The sequence below is a fragment of the Phenylobacterium sp. genome, assembly GCF_004297125.1.
In the GTDB taxonomy this organism is placed as follows: Bacteria; Pseudomonadota; Alphaproteobacteria; order Caulobacterales; family Caulobacteraceae; genus Phenylobacterium.
Genome location: NZ_SCVD01000019.1, coordinates 260,041 through 273,908, shown reverse-complemented (window position 1 = coordinate 273,908; position 13,868 = coordinate 260,041). Strand labels below are relative to the sequence as shown.

General features: G+C 70.4%; 17 protein-coding genes. 11 read left to right on the top strand and 6 right to left on the bottom strand.

Translation table 11 applies throughout. From position 1 onward, the window contains the following. Positions 1 to 27: 27 nt before the first annotated feature. Positions 28 to 1,182 carry a serine hydrolase domain-containing protein gene (locus tag EPO51_RS09640; RefSeq protein ID WP_293349293.1) on the bottom strand — a complete coding sequence of 385 codons (1,155 nt, stop codon included), beginning with the start codon at positions 1,180 to 1,182 and terminating at the stop codon, positions 28 to 30. A 101-nt stretch (positions 1,183 to 1,283) separates the two neighbouring features. Between EPO51_RS09640 and trxC the strand changes: the two genes are divergently transcribed. From trxC to EPO51_RS09620, 4 genes are all read left to right on the top strand, one after another. Next, positions 1,284 to 1,730 (top strand): thioredoxin TrxC, encoded by a 447-nt coding sequence (gene trxC / locus EPO51_RS09635; protein ID WP_293349291.1) that lies wholly within the window; start codon positions 1,284 to 1,286, stop codon positions 1,728 to 1,730. Positions 1,731 to 1,802: 72 nt separating this feature from the next. Beyond that, positions 1,803 to 2,870 carry an MBL fold metallo-hydrolase gene (locus EPO51_RS09630; protein WP_293349288.1) on the top strand — a complete coding sequence of 356 codons (1,068 nt, stop codon included), beginning with the start codon at positions 1,803 to 1,805 and terminating at the stop codon, positions 2,868 to 2,870. 57 nt (positions 2,871 to 2,927) lie between these two features. Beyond that, a complete protein-coding gene (locus EPO51_RS09625) occupies positions 2,928 to 3,707 on the top strand; it encodes an enoyl-CoA hydratase-related protein (RefSeq protein WP_293349286.1) in 780 nt (259 codons plus the stop codon). Positions 3,708 to 3,709: 2 nt separating this feature from the next. Then, the gene (locus EPO51_RS09620) at positions 3,710 to 4,675 is read left to right on the top strand and encodes an oxidoreductase (RefSeq protein WP_293349284.1); all 966 of its coding nucleotides are present in this window, start codon (positions 3,710 to 3,712) and stop codon (positions 4,673 to 4,675) included. Between the two features lie 22 nt (positions 4,676 to 4,697). On the opposite strand, the gene ispH is transcribed toward EPO51_RS09620, so the two are convergent. Together ispH and EPO51_RS09610 are read right to left on the bottom strand one after the other, a co-directional pair. Next, positions 4,698 to 5,639 (bottom strand): 4-hydroxy-3-methylbut-2-enyl diphosphate reductase, encoded by a 942-nt coding sequence (ispH, locus tag EPO51_RS09615; RefSeq protein ID WP_293349282.1) that lies wholly within the window; start codon positions 5,637 to 5,639, stop codon positions 4,698 to 4,700. A 76-nt stretch (positions 5,640 to 5,715) separates the two neighbouring features. Continuing rightward, complete coding sequence (locus EPO51_RS09610; RefSeq protein ID WP_293349280.1) at positions 5,716 to 6,417, bottom strand: nitroreductase; 702 nt, start codon at positions 6,415 to 6,417, stop codon at positions 5,716 to 5,718. A 182-nt stretch (positions 6,418 to 6,599) separates the two neighbouring features. Between EPO51_RS09610 and EPO51_RS09605 the strand changes: the two genes are divergently transcribed. The 4 genes from EPO51_RS09605 to EPO51_RS09590 all read left to right on the top strand — a co-directional run bounded on the left by EPO51_RS09605 (position 6,600) and on the right by EPO51_RS09590 (position 10,209). Continuing rightward, on the top strand, positions 6,600 to 7,172 hold the full coding sequence (locus EPO51_RS09605) for a TetR/AcrR family transcriptional regulator (protein WP_293349278.1): 573 nt from the start codon (positions 6,600 to 6,602) through the stop codon (positions 7,170 to 7,172). A gap of 30 nt (positions 7,173 to 7,202) precedes the next feature. Then, positions 7,203 to 7,589 (top strand): VOC family protein, encoded by a 387-nt coding sequence (locus EPO51_RS09600; protein WP_293349276.1) that lies wholly within the window; start codon positions 7,203 to 7,205, stop codon positions 7,587 to 7,589. A gap of 131 nt (positions 7,590 to 7,720) precedes the next feature. Next, positions 7,721 to 8,404 (top strand): Tat pathway signal sequence domain protein, encoded by a 684-nt coding sequence (locus EPO51_RS09595; RefSeq protein WP_293349274.1) that lies wholly within the window; start codon positions 7,721 to 7,723, stop codon positions 8,402 to 8,404. Beyond that, positions 8,401 to 10,209: an arginine--tRNA ligase gene (locus EPO51_RS09590; RefSeq protein ID WP_293349271.1), complete on the top strand. Its 1,809-nt coding sequence runs from the start codon at positions 8,401 to 8,403 to the stop codon at positions 10,207 to 10,209. Before EPO51_RS09595 ends, EPO51_RS09590 begins: the two co-directional genes overlap by 4 nt. Here EPO51_RS09590 and EPO51_RS09585 read toward each other — a convergent pair. Then, positions 10,177 to 11,145 (bottom strand): alpha/beta fold hydrolase, encoded by a 969-nt coding sequence (locus EPO51_RS09585; protein WP_293349269.1) that lies wholly within the window; start codon positions 11,143 to 11,145, stop codon positions 10,177 to 10,179. The two genes, EPO51_RS09590 and EPO51_RS09585, sit on opposite strands and share 33 nt — an antisense overlap. A gap of 108 nt (positions 11,146 to 11,253) precedes the next feature. Between EPO51_RS09585 and EPO51_RS09580 the strand changes: the two genes are divergently transcribed. After that, entirely contained in the window at positions 11,254 to 11,628 is a 375-nt protein-coding gene (locus tag EPO51_RS09580) for a VOC family protein (RefSeq protein WP_293349267.1), read from the top strand. Between the two features lie 34 nt (positions 11,629 to 11,662). On the opposite strand, the gene EPO51_RS09575 is transcribed toward EPO51_RS09580, so the two are convergent. After that, positions 11,663 to 12,382, bottom strand: coding sequence for a hypothetical protein (locus EPO51_RS09575; protein WP_293349265.1), 720 nt, complete (start codon positions 12,380 to 12,382; stop codon positions 11,663 to 11,665). 47 nt (positions 12,383 to 12,429) lie between these two features. Continuing rightward, positions 12,430 to 12,759, bottom strand: coding sequence for a hypothetical protein (locus EPO51_RS09570; protein WP_293349264.1), 330 nt, complete (start codon positions 12,757 to 12,759; stop codon positions 12,430 to 12,432). A gap of 125 nt (positions 12,760 to 12,884) precedes the next feature. Between EPO51_RS09570 and EPO51_RS09565 the strand changes: the two genes are divergently transcribed. Both EPO51_RS09565 and EPO51_RS09560 read left to right on the top strand, forming a co-directional pair. Continuing rightward, positions 12,885 to 13,229, top strand: coding sequence for an ArsR/SmtB family transcription factor (locus EPO51_RS09565; protein ID WP_293349262.1), 345 nt, complete (start codon positions 12,885 to 12,887; stop codon positions 13,227 to 13,229). Next, positions 13,219 to 13,695, top strand: a complete 477-nt coding sequence (locus tag EPO51_RS09560; protein ID WP_293349260.1) for an SRPBCC family protein — start codon at positions 13,219 to 13,221, stop codon at positions 13,693 to 13,695. The genes EPO51_RS09565 and EPO51_RS09560 overlap by 11 nt, the downstream gene beginning before the upstream one ends. Positions 13,696 to 13,868: the final 173 nt, after the last annotated feature.

The window sequence follows — 13,868 nt, the reverse complement described above, 5'->3', positions numbered from 1 at the left end:
CGGATCACAAGGCTTGCCGTGCGTCGGCTAGCCTCCCGCCACCGCCGCCATCAGCTCCTGCGACAGCCGCCCGCTCATGCCTTCGGTGGAGGTGTTGGTCATCAGGACGAAGCTGGTGCGGCTGGCGGGATCGACGAACCAGCTGTGGCCATAGACCCCGCCCCACATCCAGGCGCCCGCCGGCAGCGGCAAACCCGCAGCCGCCGGATCCAGCATCACCGCGCCGCCGAAGCCGAAGCCCCAGCCGGGTCCGCTGGTGACGATCGCGTGGCCGCCGGTCTGGTTGGTCCGCATGTCCTGGGCGGTCTCGGCGCTGACCACCCCGCCCCCGCCGTCCAGCATCGCCTCCAGGAAGGCGTGGAAGTCCGGGGCCGAGCACGCCATGCCCGCGCCGCCGGAGGGGAACGAACCGGGGTCGAAGATGCGGTCGGGAGCGAACTTGATCCCCGACAGCTCCGCGAAGGGCACGGTGTGGGTCGCCCCCATAGGGACGGGCGGCGGTCCGTCCGCATAGGCCCTGGCCAGGCGCATGCGGTCGGAGACGGCGAAGCCGGTGTCGGCCAGGCCCAGTTTCCGCGTCACCCGCTCGGCCACCACCTCGCCCAAGCCCCTGCCCGTGGCCTCCTCCACCGCCGCGCCCAGCACATCGAGGCCGACGGAATAGAGCCAGGCCGCGCCGGGCGGGAAGAACAGGCCCGCCTGCGTGATCCGCTTGAGTTCCTCGGGGAACCCCAGCCCCGGCTGGTCCATGCCGTCCGAGACTCCCAGCTTCAGGTAGGGCCCGTCGGCCGGCTGCATGAAGCCGTAGGACAGGCCAGCGGTGTGGGTAAGCAACTGGCGAAGCGTGATGGTCGGGACCTGGCCGTCCCACTTGGGCTGGAAGTCCGGCAGGTAGCGGGTGACCGGGTCGTCCAGGCCGATGACGCCGTCCTCGACGAGGGAAAGCACCGCGGCGGTGACCATCGGCTTGGTGAGCGACGAGGCGCGGAAGATGGCGTCCAGCGCCATGGGCCGCCCGGCCTCCACGTCGGCCAGGCCGGCGGCGCGGGCGTAGGCGCGTTCGCCCTTGCGTCCCACCAGCACCACGGCCCCGGCGATCCGGCCCTCCGCCAGGGCGGCGTCGACGATGGGATCGAGCACGGCGGCGAGGGCGGGGTCGGGACGGTCTTTGATCTGGCCCATGGACGTCTCCTGGTTCTTCTGGTCATCAACCTAGGCCGGCCGACGCGGCGTCATCCAAAACCGAACGCTCGGCCCGGCGTTGTCAACGGCAAGGAGGTCCCATGCCCGACGCCCTGCATGTGGTGTGCCCGCACTGCGACGCCACCAACCGACTGCCGCCCGCCCGCCTGGCCGATGGCGCGAAATGCGGGAAATGCCAGAAGCCGCTGTTCACCGGCGAGCCGGTGGCGCTGACCGGCGCGCGCTTCGACAAGCACCTGGCCAGGAGCGACCTGCCCCTGATCGTGGATTTCTGGGCGGCCTGGTGCGGACCGTGCCGCGCCGTGGCGCCGCTCTTCGCACGTGCGGCCGCAGAGCTGGAGCCGCGGGCCCGCTTCATCAAGATCGACGTCGACGCCAACCCGGACCTGGCGGCGCGCTTCCGCGTGCAGGGCATCCCCGCGCTGTTCTGCTTCGCCGGCGGCAAGGTCGCCGCCCAGCAGGCCGGCCTGTCGGACCCCGGCGTCTTCCGCCGCTGGGTGGACCAGTTCGGGGCGGCGAACGGCTGAGGGAGAGAAGGCATTTGCCCTCCCTAAGGTCCGCACGGGATAATGCCCGTTGAACTGGCGGGAGTTGGGCGTTTGCGGGACGGGATCGAACAGGGCGGCTGGGAAAGCCATCGGCCGAAGCTGGCTTATCCGTTCGAGCATGGGCCCAAGACCGGCGAGGCGGTGGATATCGCGCCCGGCGTGAAGTGGATGCGGATGCCCCTGGGCGGGGCACTGTCCTTCATCAACGTCTGGGCGATCGCGGAGGAAGGCGGCTGGGCCATCGTCGACACCGGCATCAGCGGCATGGACACGCGCAACGCCTGGCGCGCGGTGCTGAAGGGCCCGCTGGAGGGCAAGCCGGTGACACGCGTGTTCGTCACCCACATGCACCCCGACCACATCGGCATGTCAGGCTATCTGACGCGCAAGTTCGACGCGCGGCTGTGGATCACCCGGCTCGAGTACATCACCTGCCGCTCGCTGGCGGCGGACACCGGCCGTGAGGCGCCCACCGACGCCCTGGCGTTCTTCAAGGCGACGGGCTGGGATGAAGATGCGCTCGAGAGCTACCGTGCGAAGTTCGGCGGCTTCGGCCGCGGCCTCTACGCCCTGCCCGACAGCTTCCGCCGGCTGACCGACGGCGACGAGGTCAGGATCGGCGATCACGTGTGGAAGGTGGTCGTGGGATCCGGCCACAGCCCCGAGCACGCCAGCCTGCACTGCGCGGACCTGAAGCTGATGATCTCCGGCGACCAGGTGCTGCCGAAGATCTCGTCCAACGTCTCGGTCTTCCCCACCGAGCCGGACGGCGACCCGCTGACCGACTGGCTGACGTCCCTGGACGCGATCAGGCGCCGGGTGCCGGACGACGTCCTGGTGCTTCCCGCGCACAACGACCCGTTCTACGGTCTGCACGCGCGCATCGACCACCTGATCGGCGGCCACGAGCGCGGGCTGGAGCGGCTGCTCGCTCTGCTCGCCGAGCCGAAGCGGGTGGTGGACGTGTTCTCCGTGCTGTTCCGCCGCAAGATCGACGAGAACCTGCTGGGCCTGGCCACCGGCGAGAGCCTGGCGCACCTCAACTGCCTGATCGCCCGCGGGCAGGCGGTGCGCGAGCGCGACGAGAACGGCGTCGACTGGTACCGGGCCGCGGCTTAAGCTCCGCGGCAAGGGTAGGAACGAACGCGAGAAGGGCGGCCTTTGGCCGAAATCGGAATGACGGATCACATTTTGAGCGAGCTGTCGGGCGGCGTGCTGACGCTGACCTTCAACCGGCCGGAAAAGAAGAACGCGATCACGCGTGCGATGTACCAGACCCTGGGCGACGCCATCGACGCGGCGAACGACGACCCGGCGGTGCGCTGCATCCTGTTCCAGGCCAACGGCGACATGTTCACCGCGGGCAACGACCTGGCCGACTTCATGGCCGTGAACTCGGGCGATGCGTCGGCGGAGGACGCCCGCAGCAAGGGCAATCCCCTGCTGATCGCCCTGGGCCGGGCCAAGACGCCGCTAGTAGCGGCCGTACATGGCCGGGCGGTGGGCGTGGGCGTGACCATGCTGCTGCACTGCGACCTGGTCTATGTGGCCGAGGACGCCCTGCTGACCACGCCCTTCGTGAATCTGGCCCTGGCGCCCGAGGCGGCCTCGTCCCTGCTGCTGCCGGCCCGGATCGGCCACGTTCGCGCCTTCGCCATGTTCGTGCTGGGCGAGGCGATCGACGGCCGGACCGCCGCGGCCTGGGGGATCGCCAACGCGGCCGTTCCGGCGGCGGAGCTCCGCGACCGCGCCCGCAGGGGCGCCGAGGCGATCGTCGCCCGCGCGCCGGCCTCTGTACAGGGCGCCAAGGCGCTGATGCGGGACGCGCCTGCGATCCAGGAGCAGATGGCCCGGGAGAACGCGATCTTCTCGGCCCAGCTCAAGAGCGCCGAAGCCAAGGAGGCTTTCGCCGCCTTTGCCGAGAAGCGCCAGCCCGACTTCAGCAAGGTGGTCTGAGCATGAATGCGCGCGTCACCTCGGAATTCGGGGCCAAGACCACGGCCCGGGAAGTGGCCGCGGGCCATGACCTGAACGGCGTCGCCGCCATCGTCACCGGCGCCGCCTCCGGCATCGGGGTCGAAACCGCCCGAGCCCTGGCCGAGGCCGGGGCCGAGGTGATGCTCGCGGTCCGCAACCAGGCGGCCGGCGAGGCGACCGCCGCCGACATCCACAAGACGGCTCCGGGCAAGGTCTCGGTGGGCGTCATCGACCTGTCGGACCTGACCACCGTGGCGGCCTTCGCCAGCGCCTGGGGCGACAGGCCGCTGGACATCCTGATCAACAACGCCGGCGTCATGGCCTGCCCGCTGACCTACACGGCCCAGGATCTGGAGATGCAGATCGGGACGAACCACTTCGGCCACTACCTGCTGTCGGTGCTGCTGGCCCGCGCCCTGATGAACGCGGCCCAGGACGGCCGTCAGAGCCGGCTGGTCTCGCTGTCGTCCATCGGCCATCGCCGGAGCGGCGTCCACTTCGAGGACATCCACTACCGCCAGCGCCCCTACGACAAGTGGGAGGCCTACGGCCAGGCCAAGACCGCCAATTCGCTTTTCGCGGTGGGCTTCAACGAGCGCTTCGCCGACCTGGGCGTCAACGCCAACGCGGTTATGCCCGGCGGCATCATGACCCCGCTGCAGCGGCACCTTCCCCGGGAAGAGATGATCGCCTTCGGCTGGATGGACGAGAGCGGCAAGACCAACGACCGCTTCAAGTCGACGGAGCAGGGCGCCTCCACCACCGTCTGGGCGGCGCTCGGCGACGAGCTGGAGGGCGTCGGCGGCCTCTACCTGGAGAACTGCAACCAGGCCCTGCCCTGGACCCAGGACAATCCCTTCGAAGGGGTCATGCCCCACGCCCTCGATCCGGAAACCGCCGAACGTCTTTGGGCCGTGTCCGAGGAAACGACCGGGGCCAAGGTCTAGCCGCGACAGCGCGTAGGCGCCCTCAGGCCACCGCGCGCGGCAGCTTGAAGGTCACCGTCTCGCGGGCGGTGTCGATCTCCTCGACGGTGACCTCGAAGGTCTCGGCCAGCCGGTCGATGACGCCCTGCACAAGCACCTCAGGGGCCGAGGCGCCGGCGGTGACGCCGACGATCCGGGCGCCGGCCACCCACGACGGGTCGAGGCTCGTGGCGTCATCGATCAGATAGGCCCTCGCGCCCGAGCGGCGCCCCACTTCGGCCAGCCGCACCGAGTTCGACGAATTGGCGCTGCCCAGAACCAGCAGCACTTCCGAGCGGGCGGAGATCGCCTTCACCGCCTCCTGGCGGTTGGTGGTGGCGTAGCAGATGTCTTCCTTATGCGGCGCGGCGATCTCCGGAAACCGGGCCCTGAGCGCCGCCACGATCTCGGCGGTATCGTCCACCGACAGCGTCGTCTGGGTGACGAAGGCCACGTTGGATGCGTCGCGCGGCTGGAACGCCCTGGCGTCCTCCACCGTCTCGATCAGCGCCACCGCGCCGTCGGGCAACTGGCCCATGGTCCCCACCACCTCGGGATGCCCGGCGTGGCCGATCAGCACGATCTCGCGGCCGGCGTCAAAATGGCGGCCCGCTTCCACATGGACCTTGGAGACCAGCGGGCAGGTGGCGTCCAGGAACAGCATCTGCCGCGACCTGGCCTCGGCGGGCACCGACTTGGGCACGCCGTGGGCCGAGAACACCACGGGCCGGTCGGCCGGGCATTCGTCCAGTTCCTCGACGAACACCGCGCCCAGCGCCTTCAGCCGGTCGACCACGTGACGGTTGTGGACGATCTCGTGGCGCACATAGACCGGAGCCCCGTACTTGGCGATCGCCCGCTCGACGATCTGGATCGCCCGGTCCACCCCCGCGCAGAAGCCGCGCGGGCTGGCCAGGAGAACGGTAAGGGGCGGACGGCTCGACATGGCGCGGAACCTAGTGCGCCGCCCCGTCGAGTTCCAGCGCGCATCCGGCCGAGGCGTTGTCCTGGCGCGTCCGTCGCTAGTCGTCGAAACCCACGAACACCGCCGCCTCGTCCACGGACTTGCGGCGCGACACCACCGCGTTCGCCGGGAACGCCTCCTCCGGATAACCCATGGCGATGCAGATCATGATCACCTGGTCGTCGGGGATGCCGGCATGCTCGCGGACGACGGGAGACTGCATGATCCCCTGGCTGTTGATCACGCAGCCCAGGCCGCGGGACCAGGCCGCGTTGACCAGCGCATTGGCCACGGCGCCGCAGTCGAACGGTGCGATGTCCCCGCCATGGATCGAACGGTCATAGGTCACGACGACCGAGACCGGCGCATCGAACTGGCGGAAGCCGCGCAGCACCCAGTCGCGGCGCTGGTCCTGGTTGTGCCGCTCGATGCCCATGGCCGCGAACAGCTGCTTGGCGATCTCGATCTGCCGCTCCCGGTGCGCGCCCTCATAGGCGCCATGGCTGCGGAACTCCCGCGAGTCGGGCACGCCGGCGAGGTTGCGCTCGGTGTTGCCAGCGCGGATCCGGTCCAGCGCCTCGCCCGCCACGACGTAGAAATTCCAAGGCTGGGTGTTCAGCGACGACGGCGCGCGCATCGCCAGTTCCAGGACCTCGCGGATCACCGCCTTGGGCACGGGGTCGGGCTTGTAGCCGCGGATGCTGCGGCGGCCGACGACAACCTCGTCGAAGGTCGGGGCCGGGCCGGTTTCAGAGGTCATGGGGCGTTCCGGGTGTGGGGAAAGAAGGGCGCGGCGCGCGGCCAATGGAGCGTCATGCGGCGCGCAGTTCAAGATGCCGCCGGGTAACGTCGCGTTCGCGGAGAGGGCCTCGTCCGCCGCAGCTCTTGACACTGACCGCTGGTCAGTAGTTAATGACCTTCGGTCAGTAGAAGGTCCCCCGCATGGCCAAACCGCCGCGACGCCGCCTCCGGCCCGAGGCGCGGAGACTGGAAATCGTCGAGGCCGCCGAGCGCCTGCTGCAGGTCCACGGCTCCCGCGTGCGGGTCGAGGACGTCGTCCGCGAGGCCGGCGTCGCGAAGGGCACCTTCTTCCTCTATTTCCCCACCTGGGACGACCTGCTCGACACGGTCCGCCAGCGGCTCGTGTCGGAGTTCGACACGGCCCATCCCCTGCCGACCGAAGTCGACGGGCCGGTGGACTGGCCGAGCGTCATAGAGGCGCAGGCCGGCGCGTTCATCGACTTCGCCAGCGCGCGCCAGGGCATCGGCCAGGCCCTGTTCCACTCCGATTTCGCCGAGCGCCGGACCATGGCCGACAACGCCATCCTGCGGCTCTCCGCCATCATCCGCGCGGGCCAGGAGGCTGGGGCGTTCGGGCCGGTCGATCCCGAGCCCACGGCGCGCCTGCTGTTCGCCGCCATCGACGAGGCCCCCCGCGCCGTCGCGGGCGGCGAGGACCGCGCGGCCATCCTGGCGGCGCTGCAGACCCTGCTCCGGCGCACCCTCGCGCCATGACCCCCGCGCCACGCCAAGGAGGAACCTCCCATGAGTGAGAGCCCAGTGAACGTCCGCTACATGGTCAGCGACGTGCAGGAGTCCGTCGACTGGTACGTCGGCAATCTCGGCTTCAGCGTGCAGCTCAACGCGGCGCCGGCTTTTGCGTCCGTCGAACGCGGCGCGCTCAGGCTGCTGCTGAGCGGCAGGGCCGCCTCCGCCGGCCGGCCGATGCCGGATGGCCGACAGCCCGAGCCCGGCGGATGGAACCGCTTCCAGTTCATCGTCGAGGACATCGGCGCCGAAGTCGAACGCCTTCGCGCCCGCGGCGTGACCTTCCGCAACGAGATCGTCGTGGGGCCCGGAGGATCGCAGATCCTGGCGGAGGACCCTTCGGGCAATGTGGTCGAGCTGTTCCAGCCGGCGGCGCGCGGCTGAGGCCGGCGCCGAGCCAAAACGGCGGCCGGTTATCGATGAGGCCGAGGGCCGCGTTGCAGCCGTATTCCTGAGGCTGTACTTAGCCCCTGACTCCGCGGCCTTCTCGCGGCCCTTCTTGTTGGACGCCTTCCATGCGCCGCCAAATGCTCGTCGCCGCCGCCGTCATGGCGGCCCTCACCGCCGTTCCGACCCTGTCGTACGCCCAGGGCCGCGGCCGCGACCCGGAGGCCGACCAGCGCAAGCAGCAGGAAGAAGCCGCCAAGAAGCGCAAGCAGAAGGAAGAGTGGGGCGACAATCAGGCCCCGCTGCAGGCCCTGCGCAACGCCGGCCCCTGCCCGTTCGTGAAGTCGCTGTACGACGCCGCGCGCTTCGTGGAGTTCAAGGAGGCCCGTGAGGCCTCGGCCAATGTCGCCTGGTCGGGCGAGATCCAGGGCATCTCCGCCGGCTGTTCCTACAAGGACGATCAGCCCATCCAGGTGCAGATGGAAGTGCTGTTCGAGATGGGCAAGGGCCCGCAGGCCACCGGCCGCCAGAAGACCTACCGCTACTGGGTCGCGGTCACCGACCGCAACAAGGCGGTCCTGGCCAAGGAGACCTTCGAACTGCCCGTGACCTTCCCGGAGGGCGAGGACCGCGTCTACGTCACCGAGAACATCGGCAACATCACCATCCCGCGCGCCTCGGTCACCACCTCGGGCTCGAACTTCGAAATCCTGATCGGCTTCGACGTGACGCCGCAGATGGCGGCCTTCAACCGTGAGGGCAAGCGCTTCCGCCTGAACGTCGGCCAGGCGAGCAACACGCCCAACCCATGAGCGATCTGAAATCGGTCCTGGGCGAGGCGGTGGAAGCCGCCTTCGCCGCCATTGGCGCGCCTCCTGAACTGGGCCGCGTGACCCCCTCCGACCGGCCCGACCTGGCCGACTTCCAGTCCAACGGCGCGCTCGCCGCCGCCAAGCGCCTGGGCAAGAACCCGCGCGAGATCGCGACCGCCGTCGCCGCGCAGCTGGCGGGCGATCCGCGCCTCGCCTCCGTCGAGATCGCCGGCCCCGGCTTCATCAACCTGAAGCTGGGCGACGCCGCGCTCTCGGACCGCTCCAACGTGATCGCCGCGGATCCGCGCGCCGGCGCCGAGACCGTGGCCCACGCCCGCAAGGTCATCGTCGACTACGGCGGCCCCAACGTCGCCAAGCCGATGCACGTGGGCCACCTGCGCGCCTCGATCATCGGCGAGAGCATCAAGCGCCTCTACCGATTCCGCGGCGACGAGGTGATCGGCGACGCCCACTTCGGCGACTGGGGCTACCAGATGGGCCTCCTGATCGGCGCCGTCATGGACGAGAACCCCGAGATCCGGGCTTTCGTCGAAGTGTTGAACGAGCTGCCTGAGCCCCTTGGTGACACCGAGTTCTTCCTGGCCGACGATCCGCGCGCAACGGTCTTCGACACCGTCAGCCTGGCCGACCTCGACCGCCTCTATCCCGAGGCCGCCGCCAAGGGGAAGTCCGACACCGACTACCGCGACCGCGCCCGCAAGATCACCGCCGCGCTTCAGACCAAGCAGCCCGGCTACTACGCCCTCTGGCAACGCTTCCGCGACGTGACCCGCGTCGCCCTCGAGCGCGACTTCCACGCGCTCGGCGTCGACTTCGACTGGTGGAAGGGCGAGAGCGACGTCGAGCACCTGATCACACCGATGGTCGCCGAGCTGGACGCCAAGGGCCTGCTGGTCGACGACCAGGGCGCCCGGATCATCCGCGTCGCCAAGGAGGGCGATAAGCGCGAGCTGCCGCCCCTGCTCGTGGTCTCCTCCGAAGGCTCGGCCATGTACGGCACCACCGACCTCGCCACGATCCTGGACCGCAAGCAGGCGTTCGGCCCCGACCTGGTCATCTACTGCGTCGACCAGCGCCAGGCCGACCACTTCGAGATCGTGTTCCGCGCCGCCTATCAGGCCGGCTACGCCGCCGAAGGCCAGTTGGAGCACATCGGCTTCGGCACCATGAACGGGACCGACGGCAAGCCCTTCAAGACCCGCGAGGGCGGCGTCCTGAAGCTCAACGACATGATCGAGATGACCCGGACCAAGGCCCGCGAGCGCCTGCATGAGGCCGGTCTCGGTGAGGACCTGACCCCCGGGGAGTTCGAGGACATCGCCGGCAAGGTCGCCGTCGCCGCGCTCAAGTTCGCCGACCTGCAGAACTTCCGCGGCACGTCCTACGTCTTCGACCTCGACCGCTTCACCAGCTTCGAGGGCAAGACCGGCCCCTACCTGCTCTACCAGGCCGTCCGGGTGAAGAGCCTGCTCCGCCGCGCCTCCGACGAGGGCGCTCAGGCCGGCCCCGTCACCGTCTCCGAACCGGCCGAGCGCGACCTGGTCCTGACCCTCGACGCCTTCGACGCCGCGCTCACCGAGGCCTACGACAAGAAGGCGCCCAACGCGCTGGCCGAGCACGCCTACCGCCTCTCCCAGGCCTTCTCGAAGTTCTACGCCGCCTGCCCGATCATGCAGTCCGAGCCGGCCACCAAGGCCTCGCGCCTGACGTTGGCGGCCACCACCCTGCGCCAGCTCGAGCTGGCCCTGGACCTACTGGGGATTTCCACGCCCGAGCGGATGTAGCGCCGCCAGCACCCGCTCGCCCCCCGCCACCACCCGGTCGCCATGGGCCAGGCCCAGCATGGTCGTGTGGCTGGCGGCGTCGACGTTGTCGATCGAGCCGGCCCGCGACATCCGCGCCGGCGCCTGGCGCACGGTGTTCCAGGCGTTCATCTGCGGCGACGGCGGCCCCGCGGTGATCACAGCCACCGGCCAGGCCGGGTCCAGCTCGCCGGCCGCCTGGGCCTGCGCCGCCGCCGCCCGCCAACTCTTGACCTCCGCATAGGCCGTGCGGCTCTGCCGGCGGGACACGAACCCCAGCCGCTTCTCCCTCCGGCCGGCCGGAGGCAGGCCGATCCGGTCGCCCATGAAGTACAGCGGCCCCTTCAGCCCCAGCCCGCCCGCCGCCGCCCCCAGCCTGGCCAGCCCGGTCATCCGGTCGATGAAGGTCTCCGCCCCGGGCTGGGCGATCATCTCGGGCGTCACCGCGTCCAGCAGCACCAGCCCCGCCACCTTGTCCGGATTGCGCAGCGCGAACTGCCGCGCGTACAGCCCCGCCATCGAATGGCCCATCAGGATGAACGGGCCCCGCTCGCCGGACGCCGTCACCAGCCGCTCCAGGTCGGCCACGATCGCATCGCCGTCCCGCGGCTCGGGGCCCGCGTCGGACCAGCCCATCCCCGCCCGGTCATAGGCGCAGGACCGCATCCCCTTCGCCGTCAGCTTCTGCTGGATCGCCGCGAAGTCCGCCGCCCCGCTGAACGCCCCGGCCTCCATCCACACCACCGGCGCCGTGCTCGCTTTCGGCCCCTCGCAGACCAGCCTGAGCTTGCGTCCCCCGATATCCACCAGTTCTCCGCGGAACTTCTGGCTGCGGTTCGCCACCTCGACGGCCACCGCCGCCGTCGCCCACGCGGCGGCCAGGACCAGGACGACAAGCACGAGCAGGCGCAGCAGCATCCCCAATCCCTAGATCGGATGCCGTCCCTGCGCGAGTGGACTTGGCGAGCAGGATTGTCACCGCCGCGAACTTCCCGCATGTCCGTGGCGAAGAGGGAGAAGCACCGCATGTTCTCGCACATCATGATCGGCACCAACGACCTGGACCGCGCCAAGTCGTTCTACGACACCCTGCTCGGCACGCTGGACGTCCCGCCGGCCTTCGTCGACCGTCACCGGATTTTCTATCGCACCCCCACCGGCGTCTTCTCCGTCTCCCTGCCGATCAACGGCGAGCCGGCCACCGCGCCGAACGGCGGCACCATCGGCTTCGCCTGCGCCTCGCCGGACCAGGCCGACGCCTGGCACGCGGCCGGCCTCGCCGCCGGCGGGACCACCTGCGAGGATCCGCCCGGCGTCCGCGAAGGCGCGAACGGCAAGATGTACCTCGCCTACCTGCGCGACCCGGACGGCAACAAGCTCTGCGCCCTGCACCGGATGTAGCCGCGGTGGGCGGCGGGCTTTGCCCCCGCCCTCCCTACTTCGGCCGCGGCAGGCTGAAGATCTCCCGCGGCGCCGGCTTGAAGTCCACCGTCTGCAGCACCCGTTCCACGGGCTTGGCCAGCCCGCCGCCGAACGTCACGAAGCGGAACGGGACCGTCACCCCGCCGACCCGTCGATAATCGCCCACCTCCACGGTCAGCGCCTTCTGGCCGTTGGGGTCGACGATCCGGCCCAGCAGCCCGGTCTTGCGGTCGAACCACAGCTCGCGGGCCTTGCCCTCGTTGGGATGCACCCGCACCACCTCGAAGGCGCGGCCGTCGCTGTTGCGCACGCCCACATAGGCGGCGCGCGCGTCGAAGCGGCTGCGGAAATAGTAGCCGTAGGCGGCGACATAGGCCTCGGCCCGCTGGACGGCCAGGTCCGGCGCCGGCTCCGCCGCCACGTTCACGCTGGCCGGGTGCAGGCTCCAGGCGCCGGCGCCGTTATAGCCGCGCACCACCCGCCCGGCGGGCGTCTCGACGTCGGTCCGCAGGCCGAACCGCAGCGGATCGGCCCACCGCTCATAGCGGAGCCCCCCCTCCGTCCCGACCTCGTGGACGCCGGCGAGCTTGGTCCACGCCGCGCCGCCGGTCGCCGCCCGCGCCCGGTCCAGCACCCGCACCGCCTCGGGGGCGTACTGCGCCTGCGCCGCGCCGGCGACCGTCATCGCCGCCAGCGCGGCGGCCACGGCAAGGAGAATCGTTCTGACCCGCATCCACATCGCCGTGAACCAACCGGCCAAGGGTGTCCAGAATGCGGCCTTCACCCGCCGTCCGCGTCCACGACGATGGTCACCGTCTTGCCCCGCGACAGCGGATCCCAGCCCGCCGCGATAGCCGAGGTGATGGCCTTCACCACCAGCTCCGGCGCGATCTGCGAGGCCTTCAGCTGCGGCGCGCCGAACTTCGGCTGCCGGCCCGCCGGAAATTCGAGCAGCGCCTCGCGCTGCCCCTCGCGATGACGCACGGCGATCGCCTTGCCGCGAAACTCCATCGCGTCACTGGACCATTGGGGAAGCCGTTGCAGGCGCCAGACATAGGGCTCCCCATCGACCTCGATCTCGAACTCCGGGAGTTGCCTGCTTCGCGCCATGCCAGGGAGTTACCCCGGCCAGCCCTCCCAGGCCACACCGTCCGCCGCCCCCTTCGGGTTGACGGATGGGCGCACGCCACATATTTAAGTGATCTCTTAAATATCTGACCCCCGAAGACCTGCCTATGCCCCCCGATCTCGGACAGACCTTCGCGGCCCTCGGCGACCCGACCCGGATGGCGATCCTCAGCCGCCTCGCGGCCCAGGGCGACCTCACCGTGCAGGAGATCGCCCAGCCGTTCGCCATGAGCCTGCCCGCGGTGTCCCAGCATCTGAAGGTGTTGGAGCGCGCCGGGCTGATCGCCCGCGGCCGCGACGGCCAGAAGCGGCCCTGCTCCCTGCGGCCCGAACGCCTCGCCGAGGCGACCCGCTGGCTCAACCACACGCGGGAGGCCTGGGAAGCCCGCTTCGACCGCCTCGAACAATTCCTTGCAACGACGGAGACGAAGGATGACGACCATGACCGCTGATCCGCGCGCCACCTGGGCCCTCGACCGCGAGATCGTGCTGGCCCGCGTGATCGCCGCCCCGCGCGAGCGCGTGTTCCAGGCCTGGACCGACCCCAAGCAGATCGTCCAGTGGTTCGGCCCCGACGGCTTCAAGGTCGAGAGCCTGGAGTGCGACATCCGCGTCGGCGGGCGCTGGCGCTTCATCTACACCGGCCCCGACGGCACGCGCTGGGACAACCGCATGGTGTTCCTCCGCATCGAGGCGCCCCACCTGATCGAGCTGGAGCACGGCTCCGACAAGGACGACGATCCCACGCGCTTCCACGTCACCGTGACCTTCGACGCCCAGAGCGACGGCAAGACCGTCCTGACCCTGCGCCAGTTGCACCCGACCAAGGAACAGCGCGAGGCGGGCATCGGCTTCGGCGCCGTGGAATACGGCTACCAGACCCTGGGCCACCTCGCGCGCCACCTCGGCGTGGGGTGACCGCTCACCTCCCCCGCGAAGCGGGGGGAGCGGGACCGCCCGCCGACCCCGGCCTCGAGCCGGGGGAAGAACGGGTGGTGGAGGGGGCGAGCCTCAGGCTCCCCTTCCACCACCCGGCGACATCCCGTACCCCTTCGGCGGCCGCCAGCCCGGCGTGTCCTCGCGGAACCCGC

Bases quoted from the DNA above. Each gene is read 5' to 3' on its own strand.
- EPO51_RS09585 (WP_293349269.1), bottom strand. From the start codon at position 11,145: ATGCTGCTGCGCCTGCTCGTGCTTGTCGTCCTGGTCCTGGCCGCCGCG.
- EPO51_RS09565 (WP_293349262.1), top strand. From the start codon at position 12,885: ATGCCCCCCGATCTCGGACAGACCTTCGCGGCCCTCGGCGACCCGACC.
- EPO51_RS09600 (WP_293349276.1), top strand. From the start codon at position 7,203: ATGAGTGAGAGCCCAGTGAACGTCCGCTACATGGTCAGCGACGTGCAG.
- EPO51_RS09560 (WP_293349260.1), top strand. From the start codon at position 13,219: ATGACCGCTGATCCGCGCGCCACCTGGGCCCTCGACCGCGAGATCGTG.
- EPO51_RS09590 (WP_293349271.1), top strand. From the start codon at position 8,401: ATGAGCGATCTGAAATCGGTCCTGGGCGAGGCGGTGGAAGCCGCCTTC.
- EPO51_RS09620 (WP_293349284.1), top strand. From the start codon at position 3,710: ATGAATGCGCGCGTCACCTCGGAATTCGGGGCCAAGACCACGGCCCGG.
- trxC (WP_293349291.1), top strand. From the start codon at position 1,284: ATGCCCGACGCCCTGCATGTGGTGTGCCCGCACTGCGACGCCACCAAC.
- EPO51_RS09595 (WP_293349274.1), top strand. From the start codon at position 7,721: ATGCGCCGCCAAATGCTCGTCGCCGCCGCCGTCATGGCGGCCCTCACC.
- EPO51_RS09640 (WP_293349293.1), bottom strand. From the start codon at position 1,182: ATGGGCCAGATCAAAGACCGTCCCGACCCCGCCCTCGCCGCCGTGCTC.
- EPO51_RS09625 (WP_293349286.1), top strand. From the start codon at position 2,928: ATGACGGATCACATTTTGAGCGAGCTGTCGGGCGGCGTGCTGACGCTG.
- ispH (WP_293349282.1), bottom strand. From the start codon at position 5,639: ATGTCGAGCCGTCCGCCCCTTACCGTTCTCCTGGCCAGCCCGCGCGGC.
- EPO51_RS09610 (WP_293349280.1), bottom strand. From the start codon at position 6,417: ATGACCTCTGAAACCGGCCCGGCCCCGACCTTCGACGAGGTTGTCGTC.
- EPO51_RS09580 (WP_293349267.1), top strand. From the start codon at position 11,254: ATGTTCTCGCACATCATGATCGGCACCAACGACCTGGACCGCGCCAAG.
- EPO51_RS09605 (WP_293349278.1), top strand. From the start codon at position 6,600: ATGGCCAAACCGCCGCGACGCCGCCTCCGGCCCGAGGCGCGGAGACTG.
- EPO51_RS09575 (WP_293349265.1), bottom strand. From the start codon at position 12,382: ATGCGGGTCAGAACGATTCTCCTTGCCGTGGCCGCCGCGCTGGCGGCG.
- EPO51_RS09570 (WP_293349264.1), bottom strand. From the start codon at position 12,759: ATGGCGCGAAGCAGGCAACTCCCGGAGTTCGAGATCGAGGTCGATGGG.